Genomic DNA, 14,892 nt, shown 5'->3' with positions numbered 1-14,892 from the left:
GAAGAGTCATGGCAATTCAGTTCCGTCGTAGTGCGTTATGCGCAGGCATTGCCGCGCTGTTCGCTTCTGCATTCTCCGCCTGGGGCGCGGATGTTCCTCAGGTTAAAGTCACCGTCAATGATAAGCAGTGTGAGCCGATGACCCTCACGGTGAACAGCGGCAAAACCCAGTTCATTATTCAGAACCACAGCCAGAAGGCGCTGGAGTGGGAGATCCTGAAAGGCGTTCTGGTGGTGGAGGAGCGTGAAAATATCGCCCCTGGCTTCAGCCAGAAGATGACCGCCAACCTGCAGCCGGGCGAGTATGAGATGACCTGCGGTCTGCTGACCAACCCTAAAGGGAAGCTGATCGTCAAAGGTGAAGCGACGGCCGATGCGGTGAAAGGCGCTGCGGTGCTGAGCCTGGGCGACGCGATTACGGCGTATAAAGCCTATGTCACGAAAGAGACGGCGGACCTGGCGGCGGCAACCAAAGCCTTTACCGATGCGGTGAAGGCCGGTGACATCGAAAAAGCGAAATCCCTCTATGCGCCAACCCGTCAGCACTACGAGCGCATCGAGCCGATTGCCGAACTGTTCTCTGACCTTGATGGCAGCATTGATGCCCGCGAAGACGATTACGAGCAGAAAGCCGCCGATCCGAAATTCACCGGTTTCCACCGTCTTGAAAAAGCCCTGTTTGGCGACAACTCTACCAAAGGGATGGAGAAGTACGCCGAGCAGCTGAACGGCGACGTGCTGGAGCTGCAAAAGCGCATCAGCGAGCTGGCCTTCCCGCCGTCAAAAGTAGTGGGCGGCGCGGCCGGCCTGATTGAAGAAGTGGCCGCGAGCAAAATCAGCGGCGAAGAAGATCGCTACAGCCATACCGATCTGTGGGACTTCCAGGCCAACGTCGACGGTGCGCAGAAAATTGTTAACCTGCTGCGTCCTCAGCTGCAGAAAGAGAACGGCGAACTGCTGGCCAAAGTGGATGCCAACTTCAAAAAAGTCGACACCATTCTGGCGAAGTACCGTACCAAAGATGGGTTTGAAACCTACGACAAGCTGACCGATGCCGACCGTAACGCGCTGAAAGGCCCGATTACCGCCCTGGCGGAAGATCTCTCTCTGCTGCGCGGCGTACTGGGTCTGGACTAAGCACGATGAATAAGCATAGCGAGAACGATGTGGTTGAGCCTTCACGTCGTCGATTGTTAAAAGGGGTGGGGGCGCTGGGGGGCGCTCTTGCTCTGGCTGGCGGATGTCCGGTAGCGCATGCGGCGAAACCGCAAAGCGCGCCCGGCACGCTGTCACCCAATGCCCGCATGGAGACGCAGCCGTTTTATGGCGAACATCAGTCGGGCATCCTGACGCCGCAGCAGGCGTCCATGATGCTGGTGGCCTTTGATTCGCTGGCCAGCGATAAAGCCGATCTGGAGCGCCTGTTCCGCCTGCTGACGACGCGCATCGCGTTTCTCACCGCCGGCGGACCGGCGCCCGATACGCCGAACCCGCGTTTGCCGCCAATGGACTCCGGCATTCTGGGGCCGTTTATCGCCCCGGATAACCTGACCATTACCGTTTCGCTCGGTGAGTCGCTGTTTGATGCGCGCTATGGGCTGGCAAAACAGAAGCCGAAAGCGCTGCAGAAAATGACGCGTTTCCCGAATGACTCCCTGGACGCGGCGCTGTGTCATGGCGACCTGCTCCTGCAGATTTGTGCCAATACCCAGGATACGGTGATCCACGCCCTGCGCGATATCATCAAGCACACGCCGGATCTGCTGAGCGTGCGCTGGAAGCGGGAGGGTTTTATCTCGGACCACGCCGCCCGCAGTAAAGGGAAAGAGACCCCGGTGAACCTGCTGGGCTTTAAGGACGGCACGGCCAACCCGGACAGCAGCGATGCGGCGTTGATGAAAGACGTGGTATGGGTGACGGCGGATCAGGGCGAACCGGCGTGGGCGGTGGGCGGCAGCTATCAGGCGATACGGATTATCCAGTTCCATGTGGAGTTCTGGGACCGCACGCCGCTCAAGGAGCAGCAGACGATCTTTGGTCGCGATAAGCAAAGCGGCGCGCCGCTCGGCATGAAGAACGAGCATGATGTGCCTGACTACGCGAGCGATCCGAATGGCGACGTCATCGCGCTGGACAGCCACATTCGTCTGGCCAATCCGCGCACCAAAGAGACGCAGTCCAGCCTGATGATGCGTCGTGGCTACAGCTATTCGCTCGGCGTGACCAACGCCGGCCAGCTTGATATGGGCCTGCTGTTCGTCTGCTATCAGCACGATCTGGAAAAAGGCTTCCTGACCGTACAGAAGCGGCTCAACGGCGAAGCGCTGGAAGAGTACATTAAGCCTATCGGCGGCGGCTATTTCTTCGCCCTGCCGGGCGTGCGCGATCGAAACGCGTACCTCGCTCAAGGTCTTATTGAAGCCTGATAATTATCCCCGCAACCGTTCGCGGGGACATTATTTTTTCATATGACTATCCTCCTGTTATATTTCTGTAATATTTCTATATGAGACTGATTTCACCTGTAGGGACAGTCTTAAAAGTTGCATTCAGGTAAAATAAATGTTGCATTTATGATAACTCCTGATGTACTTAAGATAAGACAGCGGTAGTTCCCGGCAGTGATGCTGAATCACTATGGAGATCGCGAATGGTTGCGTCCTGTACTGGACAAGGTAAACATAACAACCGCAGCACCCGGCGCGGAGGCTCAGACTCCGGCAGCGATTTCCTCACCACTAAATTCTCCCCCCTTCCTCAAGAATCTGATTCGACCGACGTGCAGAACGGTGCGCGTAGCTGTTCCGTATCGTTATCCGATAAAGCAAGCAATGGCTTACAAGGAAGCCAACCCTCTGATGTTCGTGCGCATAATCGTGCCGAAGCTGGCGCGTGTGATGAATACCAACAACTCAAGGTGCTATCCATGGGAAGACAAAAAGCAGTGATCAAAGCTCGTCGCGAAGCAAAACGTGTGCTGAGACGGGATTCACGTAGCCATAAACAGCGTGAAGAAGAATCGGTCACCTCGCTTGTGCAGATGAGTGGCGTAGAAGCAATTGGCATGGCCCGAGACAGCCGTGATAATTCTCCAATTGTGGCGCGCAATGAGGCTCAGGCGCACTACCTGAATGCTATCGAGAGTAAACAGCTCATCTTTGCAACCGGTGAAGCCGGATGCGGGAAAACCTGGATTAGTGCAGCCAAAGCGGCGGAAGCGCTGATTCATAAGGACGTGGAGCGCATTATTGTTACCCGTCCTGTACTGCAGGCTGATGAAGATCTCGGCTTCCTGCCCGGAGATATTTCGGAGAAGTTTGCTCCGTACTTCAGGCCCGTCTATGACGTGCTGGTGAAGCGACTGGGTGCATCCTTTATGCAGTACTGCCTGCGACCAGAGATTGGCAAGGTGGAAATCGCGCCGTTCGCCTATATGCGCGGACGTACATTTGAAAATGCGGTCGTCATTCTTGACGAGGCTCAGAACGTGACCGCTGCGCAAATGAAGATGTTTTTAACGCGCCTAGGGGAGAACGTGACGGTTATCGTTAACGGCGATATTACCCAGTGTGACCTGCCATCCGGTGTGAAATCCGGGCTGAGCGACGCCATGTCACGTTTTGAGGAAGATGAGATGATTGGGGTGGTACGCTTCACCAAAGAGGACTGCGTGCGTTCAGCGCTCTGTCAGCGCACGCTGCAGGTCTATTCCGACTAAAGGTAAAGCATTATCGTTTTGCCTCTTTACTGTAAGGTCTTCCCGGCGTAATGCCGGGAAGCGTCGTTTATACTCCGCAGAAATTCCCCTTATTTAAGTACCGTATTGCTGAATCAATAATTCCGATTATTAAGTGGGTGGGCGTTTTTATTCTTTTTTGCAGAAGTGTGATATGAAGTGATAATACCCACAAGATACCTGTGAATATAATGAGCGCGCTAATTGTTAATTAAAAATTAAACGTGAATGTTGTCACAGAACATTACTATGAAGTAAAAATTAAGTTGGTGTCTTCAGGTGAGTTATCTATGTTTCGTACTTGTTCGAACAAAATTCTAAGAAGAAACACAACAGGGGAGCTTTTTCCCTGAAACATCACGCTGAGGGTCATACATGAAAGAACTGGTTGGTGCTATTAATGGTGTAATCTGGAGCCCTGCGTTAATATTTTTATGTCTGGGTGTCGGCCTCTATTTCTCGCTGCGTAGTCGCTTCCTGCAATTACGGCATATCAAACATATGATTACCCTGATGTTCCAGGGGCGTCCTACCGATGCAGGCGTATCGTCGTTTCAGGCGCTGACGATGACGCTGGCAGGCCGCGTGGGGACAGGGAATATCGCCGGTGTGGCGACGGCAATTACCTTTGGCGGTCCGGGCGCGCTTTTCTGGATGTGGATAGTCGCTTTTTTAGGTGCCAGCTCCGCATTTGTCGAATCCACCCTGGGACAAGTTTATAAAGAAAAAATTAACGGCGAATATCGCGGTGGTCCTGCCTTTTATATTGAAAAAGGTTTAGGCGTTAAGTGGTACGCATGGTTATTTGCTATTGTGACTATTTTCTCCTGCGGATTATTACTTCCGGGCGTGCAGGCAAACTCGATCGGGGCGAGCCTGGATATTGCTTTTGGTCTGAGTCCGAACGTTACGGCAGCATTACTTGCGGTGCTGTTAAGTTTTATTATATTCGGCGGTGTGAAAAGGATCGCCAGCTTTAGCAGCATGGTCGTTCCATTTATGGCGCTGGGGTATATTATTGTCGCCTGCGTGATTATCGCTATTAATATTAACCAGCTCCCTTCGGTTATTCTGCTGATCTGGAAAAGTGCGTTCGGCCTTGAAGCAGGTTTCGGTGCCATCCTGGGTCAGGCCATCATGTGGGGCGTTAAGCGCGGCGTCTATTCCAACGAGGCCGCGCAGGGGACCGGGCCGCACGCGTCATCGGCGGCGGCGGTGAGCCACCCTGTGAAGCAGGGGCTGGTTCAGGCGTTCTCGGTCTACATCGACACGCTGTTTGTCTGCTCCGCGACCGGGTTTATGCTGCTGATCACCGGGCTGTATAACGTCCAGGGCGTCGACGGCGCAGCGCTTTATACCGGGATTGCTGGCGTGGCCGCGGGTCCTGGCTATGTGCAGACGGCGATGGAAAGTATGATGCCAGGCTTTGGTAATTACTTTGTTGCCATTGCGCTGTTCTTCTTTGCCTTCACGACGATTATTGCCTACTACTATATTGCCGAAACTAATATCGCCTTCATTAACCGTAAAATTCACCGTCCATGGCTGACATTCCTGCTCAAGCTATGCCTGATGGCCTCCACAGTATATGGCACGGTTCGCACCGCGGATCTGGCATGGGGGCTGGGGGATATCGGGGTAGGGCTGATGGCGTGGCTCAACATTATTGCCATTGTTCTGTTGCATAAAAAAGCGTTTGCCAGCCTTAAGGATTATGAAATCCAGAATGCGCAGGGGCTGGATCCACAGTTTGACCCGGTTCGGCTGGGAATTAAAAATGCGGATTACTGGCTTGATGGGCGTAAGGATGAGGATGGTGTTCAGCCTGAACAGGTTTCATCGCTTGAAAGAAAGCAGCCGGCAGCAAAGTTGAATAGCTGAGGAATCGAATAAAAAAGCCCGGGCATTAGTTCGGGCTTTTTTTTTGTGAGGCGGCTCAGTCCGCACCGGGGGGGATTGACTCGCTTCGCTCGCCCTACGGGCAGCCTGTTCGCTGCGCTCTCAGTCTGTCCAACTGGCTGTCGCCAGTTGTCGAACCCCGGTCGGGGGTTCTCATCCCCCCTTTTCGGAGAATATAAAAGAAAAAAGCCCGTACTTTCGTACGAGCTCTTATCTTAAATATGGCGGTGAGGGGGGGATTCGAACCCCCGATACGTTGCCGTATACACACTTTCCAGGCGTGCTCCTTCAGCCACTCGGACACCTCACCATATTGTTTTGCTGCCTGACCGCTTGGGGGGCAACGGGGCGCTACTATAGGGAGTTGCGCTAACACGGTCAAGCAGATTTTCAGCTTTAGTGCCTGTTCGGTTAAGCATTAATCAGCTCCACGGTTTTTACGTCGTGGAGTAGAGGATTAACGCTGTGAATCGAGCACTTCGCTGTTTTTAACCACTTCCTGTGCTTTGTCGTAGCTTTCGATCAACAGCCGGTAAGCCGGGAAGATGTGGGTATACACCTCAGCCCACTCAGCCGCGTCCTCACGGTTCCAGGTTCGCTGGATCTCGGAGGCCACCGCCGCCGTATCCATCGGGACCACGCCGGCCTGCACCACGCGCGCCAGGGTGATCTCCTGCGCCATTTTGCTGTAGGTACCGGAGGCATCAATCACCGCAAACACTTTATAACCGTCCGCCACCGCGCTGATTGACGGGAAAGCCATGCAGACGCTGGTGATTGTGCCCGCGATAATCAACGTCTTACGCCCTGTCGCTTTCACCGCCGCTACAAACTCCGGGTTATCCCAGGCGTTGATCTCGCCTTTACGGGCAACATACTGCGCATGCGGCGCGTTGGCGTGGATCTCCGGGATAAGCGGTCCGTTCGGTCCCTGCGGAACGGACGCGGTGGTGATCACCGGGATCTTCGCCAGGGTAGCGATTTTTGCCAGCGCAGCCGCACGGGCGCGCAGTTCCGGCATTGGCATATCCCCAACGGTCTGGAACAGACCGCTCTGGTGATCGATAAGCAACATCACCGCATCGTTCACATCAATAACCGGACGTGTGCCATTAAAATTCGCAGGCGTAGACATTATCTTTTCCTTTATTACGTTCAGATCTGGCCGAAGCGGCCGGAGTTAAAATCACGAATGGCTTCGTTGATTTCGCTTTTACTGTTCATCACAAACGGGCCATAGCCCACGATGGGTTCATTCAGCGGCTCGCCGGCCATCAGCAGCACTTTGGCATCGCTGTTTGCCTCCAGGTGCAGTTTGTCGCCTTCCTGGCTCAATACGACCAGCTGAGCTTCACCCGCCTGCGTTGTGCCGTTCACCGTGATGTTGCCTTCAAGCACGACCAGCGCGGTGCTCCAGCCTTCGGGCTGATTGAGCGTCAGGTGGTTTCCCTGGTTCAGCGCAATATCCCAGACGTTGAGCGGTGAGAAGGTGTGCGCCGGGCCGGTTACAGCCTCGTAGCGACCGGCAATAACCCGCAACGAACCGCTGTTGTCCGGTAGCGTCACGGCCGGGATCGCATCCTTCGTAATGCTCTGGTAGCCCGGTGCCGCCAGCTTGTCTTTGGCCGGCAGGTTGACCCAAAGCTGCATCATTTTTAGTTCTCCGCCTTTCTGCGAGAACGCGCTGGAGTGGAACTCCTCGTGCAAAATGCCTGCCCCTGCCGTCATCCACTGCACGTCGCCGAGGCCAATGACGCCGCCTTTGCCCGTGGAGTCGCGATGCTCCACTTCACCGGAATAGACGATGGTGACCGTTTCAAAACCCCGGTGAGGGTGCTGGCCTACGCCGCGTTTCGCCCCATCAGCCGGAAAGGTGTACGGGCCCGCGTAGTCCAGCAGCAGGAACGGGCTTAGCGGCTCGCCGTGCGTCTGATAGGAGAACATTGAACGGACCGGGAAACCATCGCCAACCCAGTGCTGGCGGGGAGCGGTATAAACGCCTGTTACGTTTTTCATGATTAACTCCTGATGTTCTGTTGATGTAATTAGCTTATATTCAGAGTTAATATCCCGGTAGATAGTGAAAATGGCATTCACTGTTCTGAAAATGGAACGATGAGGATTTATGCAGGATCTCAATGATTTCGTCTGGTTTGTGAAGGTGGTGGACTACGGTGGCTTCGCCGCGGCGGGAAGGGCGCTTGATCTGCCAAAGTCCAGGCTAAGCCGCCGGATAGCGCAGCTGGAAGAACGCCTTGGCGTGCGGCTTATCCACCGAACAACCCGACAGTTTACGGTGACCGAGGTCGGGCAGACCTTCTACCAGCACTGTAAAGCGATGATGGTGGAGGCCGAGGCCGCGGAGGAAGCCGTTGCGGCACTGCAGGCTGAACCGCGCGGTGTTGTCAGAATTACGTGCCCGATAACTCTGTTGCATGTCCACGTGGGTCCGATGCTGGCCAGATTTATGGCGCGCTACCCCGGGATCAATCTTCAGCTTGAGGCGACCAACCGGCGGGTAGACCTGGTGGGAGAGGGGGTTGATATCGCTATCCGCGTACGCCCGCGTCCGTTTGATGACAGCGACCTGGTATTAAGGGTGCTGGCTGACAGGGGGCATTGTCTGGTCGCCTGTCCGGCCTTAATTCAACGCATGGGCGAACCCGTTGTGCCATCTGAACTCAGTGCCTGGCCCGGGTTAAGCATGAACGAGGGGAAACAGATTCATAAATGGGCGCTGTCAGGTACCGGAGGTGCCAAAGCGGAGATTCATTACCACCCCCGATTGATTACCACCGATATGCTGGCGCTACGTGAAGCTGCCATGGCCGGCATCGGCGTGGTGCAGCTGCCGGTTTTAATGGTCAAGGACCAGCTGGCGTCAGGGGAACTGGTACGGGTGCTCGACGCATGGGAACCCCGACGGGAAGTGATTCACGCGGTTTATCCTTCGCGGCGCGGCCTGCTGCCGTCCGTCAGGACGCTGGTGGATTTTCTGACCGAAGAGTATGCGCGGATGGTTGAAGAGTAAAACTTCCCTCTCCCCTGGGGAGAGGGGCTGGATGAGGGGCTCAGGCCGTACCAAGCTGCATGTAGCACCGGGGGGGATTGAATCGCTTCGCTCGCCCTACGGGCAGCCTGTTCGCTGCGCTCTCAGTCTGTCCAACTGGCTGTCGCCAGTTGTCGAACCCCGGTCGGGGGTTCTCATCCCCCGCAAGCATGCAATATGCGAAAAAAAAGCCCGCATTTTCATGCGAGCTCTTCTTCAAATATGGCGGTGAGGGGGGGATTCGAACCCCCGATACGTTGCCGTATACACACTTTCCAGGCGTGCTCCTTCAGCCACTCGGACACCTCACCATATTGTCATCCCGTTGTTGACGGGACGGGCGCTAATGTAAGGAAAAGCCGAACTGCCGTCAACTCACTTTTTCAGTAATTTAGCGCGTTTAGACAAACTTCAGGCAACATGATTCTTAAATGTGCTGAAAGCGTCTTTTTTATCAGCAGCACAGTCGCGCTATAAATTTGTTATGCTGACAATCCAGTGAAAAAGCAAAATAAATCAGCGCAATAAAAGGCAGGAATGACTATGGATATACTTTTCTATCACCCCACGTTTGATACGGCATACTGGATCAAGGCGCTTTCGGCGGCGTTACCCGGTGCACGCGTTCGCGAGTGGAAGCGTGGCGATAATGAACATGCTGACTATGCGCTGGTCTGGCATCCTCCGGTAGAAATGCTCCAGGGCCGCAAGCTGAAGGCCGTTTTTGCCCTGGGAGCCGGCGTGGATTCCATTCTGAGCAAACTGAAGGCACATCCTGAAATGCTGCCGGAAGACGTCCCCCTTTTCCGCCTGGAAGATACCGGTATGGGCCAGCAGATGCAGGAGTATGCCGTGAGCCAGGTACTGCACTGGTTCCGTCGCTTCGATGACTATCAGCTATTTAAACAGCAGGCCCACTGGGAACCGCTTACGGATTACCGTCGCGAAGACTTTACGATCGGCATCCTCGGTGCGGGCGTGCTGGGCTCAAAAGTGGCCGAAGCGCTTGCCCCTTGGGGATTCCCGCTGCGCTGCTGGAGCCGCAGCCGCAAGGATTATCCGGGCGTTGAGAGTTTTGCCGGAACGGATGAGCTTCCGGCCTTTCTGCAAGGCACGCGCGTGCTTATTAACCTGCTGCCAAACACGGCGGAAACGGTAGGGATCATCAATGAAGCCCTGCTCAATCAGCTCGTCGATCAGAGCTACCTGATGAACCTGGCGCGCGGGGTGCATGTCGTGGAAGGCGATCTGCTGAAGGCGCTGGACAGCGGAAAGCTCAAAGGCGCCATGCTGGATGTCTATAGCCGTGAGCCGTTGCCCGCGGAAAGCCCGCTGTGGGCGCACCCGCGCGTCGCGATGACCCCGCACGTGGCTGCCGTGACGCGCCCGGCTGAAGCGGTGGCGTATATATCCCATACCATCAGCGAAATGGAAAAGGGTAACGCGGTCACCGGACAGGTCGACAGACAGCGCGGCTACTGAGAGAAACCCGGCGTTTGCCGGGTTTTTGCTAATATTCGCCGCTGATAACTGCTATCCTTTGGAAAAACCGCAGAGGAGAGAGAGATGTATCCCGTTGACCTGCATATGCACACCGTCGCCAGCACCCACGCGTATAGCAACCTCCATGATTATATCGCCCAGGCGAAGCTTAAAGGCATCAAGCTGTTCGCGATCACCGATCATGGCCCGGATATGGCGGATGCGCCGCACTACTGGCATTTTGTGAATATGCGGATCTGGCCACGCCTGGTGGACGGTATTGGGATACTGCGCGGCATTGAAGCGAACATCAAAAATACCGACGGTGAGATCGACTGCACCGGCCCGATGCTGACGTCTCTTGACCTTATCCTCGCCGGCTTCCATGAGCCGGTTTTCCCTCCCCAGGATAAAGACACCAACACCGCGGCGATGATTGCCACCATTGCCAGCGGCAATGTGCACATTATCAGCCATCCCGGTAACCCGAAGTATCCGATTGATATTCAGGCTGTCGCGCAGGCGGCAGCGAAGCACCGCGTGGCGCTGGAGATTAATAACTCCTCCTTTGTTCACTCGCGTAAGGGCAGCGAAGCCAACTGCCGCGACGTGGCGGCCGCCGTGCGTGACGCGGGTGGCATGGTGGCGCTGGGATCAGATTCTCATACCGCGTTTACGCTGGGTGATTTCAGCGAGTGCCTGAAAGTGCTGAATGATGTTAACTTCCCGGAAGCGCAAATCCTGAACGTGACCCCACGCCGCATGCTCGATTTCCTCGAGTCGCGCGGAATGGAGCCGATTGCCGAATTTGCCGATCTTTAATTGTGTAATGGAATCATAAAAATGAACGAGTTTTCCATCCTCTGCCGCGTGCTGGGTACGCTCTATTATCGCCAGCCGCAAGACCCGCTGTTGGTTCCGCTCTTTACGTTAATTCGTGAAGGCAAACTGGCGCAGAACTGGCCGCTGGAACAGGATGATTTACTGGAACGTCTGCAAAAAAGCTGCGACATGCAGCAGATCGCGACGGACTACAATGCGTTGTTCGTCGGCGATGAGTGCCGCGTTTCGCCATACCGTTCAGCCTGGCAGGAAGGGGCAACGGAAGCGGAAGTCCGCGCGTTCCTCTCCACGCGCGGTATGCCGCTGAGCGATACGCCTGCCGATCATATCGGTACGCTGCTGCTGGCGGCGTCCTGGATCGAAGACAATGCTGGTGATGATGAGAACGACGCCATTGAAACCCTGTTCGAAACGTACCTGCTGCCGTGGGTCGGGACATTCCTGGGTAAAGTCGAAGCGCATGCCGCCTCGCCATTCTGGAGAACGCTGGCCCCGCTGACCCGCGACGCTATCGCGGCAATGTGGGATGAGCTGGAAGAAGAAAACGAAGAGTGATTCAGATCACATAAATTCTGCAACTCAACATTCCAACTCGCACGTAATGTGCTGCTGATCGCATTTATATGGTGCGCTTCTGCTAAGATGCGCGCCATGAACATATTACTTTGTATCGCAATAACGACAGGTATTCTCTCCGGACTCTGGGGATGGGTTGCCGTGTCTCTCGGATTGCTCAGCTGGGCCGGGTTCCTCGGCTGTACCGCCTATTTCGCCTGTCCGCAGGGGGGCGTCAAAGGGCTCTTTATCTCTGGCTGCACGCTGATGAGCGGTGTTATCTGGGCGCTGGTGATCATGAAGGGCAGCGCGCTGGCGCCGCATCTGGAAATCCTGGGATACGTCATGACGGGTGTCGTCGCCTTTTTAATGTGCATCCAGGCTAAGCATCTGCTGCTTTCATTTGTGCCGGGGACCTTTATGGGGGCGTGCGCGACCTTTGCAGGGCAGGGGGACTGGAAGCTGGTGGTACCCTCCCTGGCGCTGGGGTTGCTGTTTGGCTATGCCATGAAAAACAGCGGTCTTTGGCTGGCGTCGCGACGGGGAAAAGCGCAAAACATCACTGCGGTGAGCGAATAAAAAAAGGCGAGATAATCATCTCGCCTTTTTTATGCGCTTCCTGTCAGGATTCCGGAGGGACTGACATATCGCGGTATTTCACCAGAATCGGGTTCTGCACGTCTGCTTTGTTTTGCAGATCCCACAGCCCGCGATCTATACCGTCGTTAATTAAGTAGATCACGCCGGTTTCAATGGCTGACATCAGACACATCATGACCGGTTCGTTAGAGGTGTAGCCGATTTCACCTTCCAGCAAACGCTGGTAATCGATGAAGCGGAATACCCCAGCCTGAACTTCATAAGACAGAATGGTTTTGCTGGTGTTCACTGAAGAGAGCACTTCGCCTGTACTGACGTTAACCACACGCAGGTTAACGGCGATTTGGTCGAGCTGATACTGGGTATCCGCACCGATACCGAAGTAACGTGCTCCCGCACCACCTGATTTAACGTTACTTTCGTAGCCAATAATCGATCCTTCAATCATCACGTTCGCTGCTGCCAGAGATTCCAGAGGCGTTCGGTTATTGGCCGCGACGGTACCATTTTCCTGTGCGGCGCGAATGATTTTCCGTTCATTCAACAGGTTCTGGAGACCCTGACGTTCCAGCGGAATAAACCAGTGCGAATCCTTGAGCGCGGTAACCAGCATCGCGGTGGCGCTTTGCGGCACGGCCGTGGAGAAGTTACTTGCCGGGTAAGGTTTAAATTGCCCGGTTTCATCCTGAATGTTGTATACGGAGACAAATATTTTCCCCGTTGGAGCTGGTAAATGCGTTAAATCACGATAACTCTGGGCCCGAGGCATTAATGTAGGTTTTGCAGCTTCTTTAGGTGGAGCAGTTAAACAACCGCTCAATAAGCACACTGCAACAAATATCAGGAAGCGCTGCATGATCGTTGTCCTTATTTAGCTATTGTTTAAAAGTCAGTTGAATTACTTTGTAGACCGGAAACCTGAATGGTGGAAATTCTTCCGGTTTTACGATCGGTTACGTTCAACTGAAGCTGTCCGTCCGTGTTGGCGATATCAACGATAAAGTCGTTGGTCACCATCCGGCCGGGTTTACCGGTATTAATGTTGGTCAATAACCCACCTAAAATCTGCGACTGGATAGCCTGAGTGAAGTTGTCCAGTGCGGACGGGGTATCAATGCTAAAATCCTTTAAGCTCGGATCCTTATAGGAGTTTTGCGCCTGGGCTTCGTTCAGCAGGAACGCGCCGTTATTAGGGTTACCGCCAAAGTTAGGGTTACGGAACTGAAACGTCATATTTCCGGCCCAGCTGATGGGTGATATCAGCATTATCGAAACAACTGCATATGCAATACGCATGACAGCCTCCGCATATCGGTTCGCTAGAACTCGTCTTTTGCTAAATCGCTGGTGCTTAATAGGGCTTTATCTATTTGCAGGCGATTAATAGCGTCTTCTGATTGTTCCAGTGCTAAGACGACGTTTTTATCGAAGTCTATTTTGGTCGGGAATAAAAACGTTTGATAAATAACGTTCTGATTAGCCGTTATTGTTATCCAACTTCCCCATCGTGCACTGGGCCGCTCGTTGATTGTTATATTACCCGTATAGGTACTGTCCCATTTGTCACTGAAGGCACGGTAAAAAGTGTGCCCTACTGATGAGACAGTGTGGTCTGTTAACAATCCGGGAACTTCGACCTCGACGGCCCTTAGATTCCCGGCAGCGAGCAGGAAACTCGCTGCGGCGATCCAACTCAACGTGCGCTTCATGTGATTAACGCCTGAGGTTATCGTTTGCCCACGAAACAGCCTGAGTTCGGTTTTTAACAGCTATCTTCTTGAAAAGATTATAAAGGTGCGTCTTTACCGTATTTTCGCTGATAAATAACGAACGGGCGATTTCAATATTTGAAGCACCAATGCGTAACTTGTTCAGGATCTCTTTCTCACGGTGCGTGAGCAGGGCTGACTCTGAGCTGTTATAGCGATAATTTCCGGAGTGCGTGATGAGATAGCTGGCAAGCTTTTGCGAAAAATAACACTCTCCGCGCAATATACCTTGCAGCCCCTCTACCACCCGGTCTTCTTCTTCCGTGACGTAGAACACGCCATTGATATGCGGCCAGCTTTCAATATCTCTGAAAGGATATTCATCAGGCGTATTCAACAATAGCACGCGGATATTATTGTTTTTCCTGCTTAAAATATCTTGCCAGTAATGGATAAGCTTTTTATCAGCTTCCATCATATCGAAAAGAATGATGCTGCCAGGTGCAATATCATCAAAAGAACGTTGAATATTATGCAATTTCCCGTTCAGTGATAATGATTGCTTTAAATGTTGTAATAAAGCTGTCGCTTGCAAAGAAGGTTTTGTGATCAACAGTAATGTATGACCATGTAAACTATGGACTTCATTATACATGATGAAACCCCACTTTTTTTTGGCACCTGGCAGCTGTCCTCCTGTTTAAAAGAGGACACCAGAAGTACTGACAGATGTTGCACTGCTGTGTGTAGAATCAGACCATAACCTCCACAGGGAGGTAAATATAAAACCAATTTCGTACATCTAATTTCAATCTAGCTTTTACGAAGTTTAAAGCAAGTGTTAAACATGTAACAGGATGTAAAAATCAATATTAATTTGTGAAATTAGGTTGTTTGGAATGGCAATAATTGATGAGAAAGTTGTACACATAAATAGAGGTGCACAGATTTTAAAAATCATACAAATATTTTTAATGGCTTGATTTTTAAAATTATTTTTTATTTTTGTCAAGCGATAAC

At 53.3% G+C, this 14,892-nt stretch carries 15 protein-coding genes and 2 tRNA genes; 9 read left to right on the top strand and 8 right to left on the bottom strand.

The features are described 5' to 3' along the window. The first annotated feature begins 8 nt into the window (after positions 1-8). The 4 genes from efeO to INF68_RS15980 all read left to right on the top strand — a co-directional run bounded on the left by efeO (position 9) and on the right by INF68_RS15980 (position 5,616). The gene (gene efeO, locus INF68_RS15995) at positions 9-1,136 is read left to right on the top strand and encodes an iron uptake system protein EfeO (protein WP_045401811.1); all 1,128 of its coding nucleotides are present in this window, start codon (positions 9-11) and stop codon (positions 1,134-1,136) included. Between the two features lie 5 nt (positions 1,137-1,141). After that, entirely contained in the window at positions 1,142-2,425 is a 1,284-nt protein-coding gene (efeB, locus tag INF68_RS15990) for an iron uptake transporter deferrochelatase/peroxidase subunit (protein WP_126787223.1), read from the top strand. 500 nt (positions 2,426-2,925) lie between these two features. Beyond that, positions 2,926-3,717 carry a phosphate starvation-inducible protein PhoH gene (gene phoH / locus INF68_RS15985; protein WP_029740192.1) on the top strand — a complete coding sequence of 264 codons (792 nt, stop codon included), beginning with the start codon at positions 2,926-2,928 and terminating at the stop codon, positions 3,715-3,717. Between the two features lie 393 nt (positions 3,718-4,110). Further along, the gene (locus INF68_RS15980) at positions 4,111-5,616 is read left to right on the top strand and encodes a sodium:alanine symporter family protein (protein WP_126787222.1); all 1,506 of its coding nucleotides are present in this window, start codon (positions 4,111-4,113) and stop codon (positions 5,614-5,616) included. Positions 5,617-5,856: 240 nt separating this feature from the next. On the opposite strand, the gene INF68_RS15975 is transcribed toward INF68_RS15980, so the two are convergent. The 3 genes from INF68_RS15975 to INF68_RS15965 form a co-directional block, all read right to left on the bottom strand. Further along, a tRNA-Ser gene (locus tag INF68_RS15975) sits at positions 5,857-5,944 on the bottom strand. A 147-nt stretch (positions 5,945-6,091) separates the two neighbouring features. After that, positions 6,092-6,769 carry an isochorismatase family protein gene (locus INF68_RS15970; RefSeq protein WP_126787221.1) on the bottom strand — a complete coding sequence of 226 codons (678 nt, stop codon included), beginning with the start codon at positions 6,767-6,769 and terminating at the stop codon, positions 6,092-6,094. Positions 6,770-6,789: 20 nt separating this feature from the next. Then, entirely contained in the window at positions 6,790-7,650 is an 861-nt protein-coding gene (locus tag INF68_RS15965) for a pirin family protein (RefSeq protein WP_193525358.1), read from the bottom strand. Between the two features lie 109 nt (positions 7,651-7,759). Between INF68_RS15965 and INF68_RS15960 the strand changes: the two genes are divergently transcribed. Beyond that, on the top strand, positions 7,760-8,665 hold the full coding sequence (locus tag INF68_RS15960; RefSeq protein ID WP_126787219.1) for a LysR family transcriptional regulator: 906 nt from the start codon (positions 7,760-7,762) through the stop codon (positions 8,663-8,665). A 241-nt stretch (positions 8,666-8,906) separates the two neighbouring features. Here the strand turns inward: INF68_RS15960 and INF68_RS15955 are convergent. Then, positions 8,907-8,994 (bottom strand) — tRNA-Ser (locus tag INF68_RS15955). Between the two features lie 232 nt (positions 8,995-9,226). Here INF68_RS15955 and ghrA point away from each other — a divergent pair. The 4 genes from ghrA (at position 9,227) to INF68_RS15935 (ending at position 12,142) form a co-directional block, all read left to right on the top strand. Next, positions 9,227-10,165 carry a glyoxylate/hydroxypyruvate reductase GhrA gene (gene ghrA / locus INF68_RS15950; RefSeq protein ID WP_126787218.1) on the top strand — a complete coding sequence of 313 codons (939 nt, stop codon included), beginning with the start codon at positions 9,227-9,229 and terminating at the stop codon, positions 10,163-10,165. Between the two features lie 84 nt (positions 10,166-10,249). Next, positions 10,250-10,987, top strand: a complete 738-nt coding sequence (locus INF68_RS15945; RefSeq protein ID WP_047174857.1) for a phosphatase — start codon at positions 10,250-10,252, stop codon at positions 10,985-10,987. A 21-nt stretch (positions 10,988-11,008) separates the two neighbouring features. Next, the gene (locus INF68_RS15940) at positions 11,009-11,563 is read left to right on the top strand and encodes a molecular chaperone (RefSeq protein WP_047174858.1); all 555 of its coding nucleotides are present in this window, start codon (positions 11,009-11,011) and stop codon (positions 11,561-11,563) included. Positions 11,564-11,659: 96 nt separating this feature from the next. Next, positions 11,660-12,142 (top strand): DUF1097 domain-containing protein, encoded by a 483-nt coding sequence (locus tag INF68_RS15935; RefSeq protein ID WP_126786224.1) that lies wholly within the window; start codon positions 11,660-11,662, stop codon positions 12,140-12,142. Between the two features lie 43 nt (positions 12,143-12,185). On the opposite strand, the gene csgG is transcribed toward INF68_RS15935, so the two are convergent. The 4 genes from csgG to csgD are packed head-to-tail and all read right to left on the bottom strand — an operon-like array spanning position 12,186 to position 14,527. Then, positions 12,186-13,019, bottom strand: coding sequence for a curli production assembly/transport protein CsgG (gene csgG, locus INF68_RS15930; protein ID WP_024908984.1), 834 nt, complete (start codon positions 13,017-13,019; stop codon positions 12,186-12,188). A gap of 26 nt (positions 13,020-13,045) precedes the next feature. Then, complete coding sequence (gene csgF / locus INF68_RS15925; RefSeq protein WP_109844491.1) at positions 13,046-13,459, bottom strand: curli production assembly/transport protein CsgF; 414 nt, start codon at positions 13,457-13,459, stop codon at positions 13,046-13,048. Between the two features lie 23 nt (positions 13,460-13,482). Then, positions 13,483-13,872, bottom strand: coding sequence for a curli production assembly/transport protein CsgE (gene csgE, locus INF68_RS15920; RefSeq protein WP_023311107.1), 390 nt, complete (start codon positions 13,870-13,872; stop codon positions 13,483-13,485). Between the two features lie 4 nt (positions 13,873-13,876). Continuing rightward, positions 13,877-14,527 (bottom strand): biofilm master transcriptional regulator CsgD, encoded by a 651-nt coding sequence (gene csgD / locus INF68_RS15915; protein ID WP_021240790.1) that lies wholly within the window; start codon positions 14,525-14,527, stop codon positions 13,877-13,879. Positions 14,528-14,892 lie beyond the last annotated feature (365 nt).

Origin of the sequence: Enterobacter cloacae complex sp. P16RS2 (assembly GCF_014982155.1) — a bacterium.
Lineage (GTDB): Bacteria > Pseudomonadota > Gammaproteobacteria > Enterobacterales > Enterobacteriaceae > Enterobacter > Enterobacter cloacae_M.
This window is presented reverse-complemented; position numbering and strand designations above follow the sequence as displayed.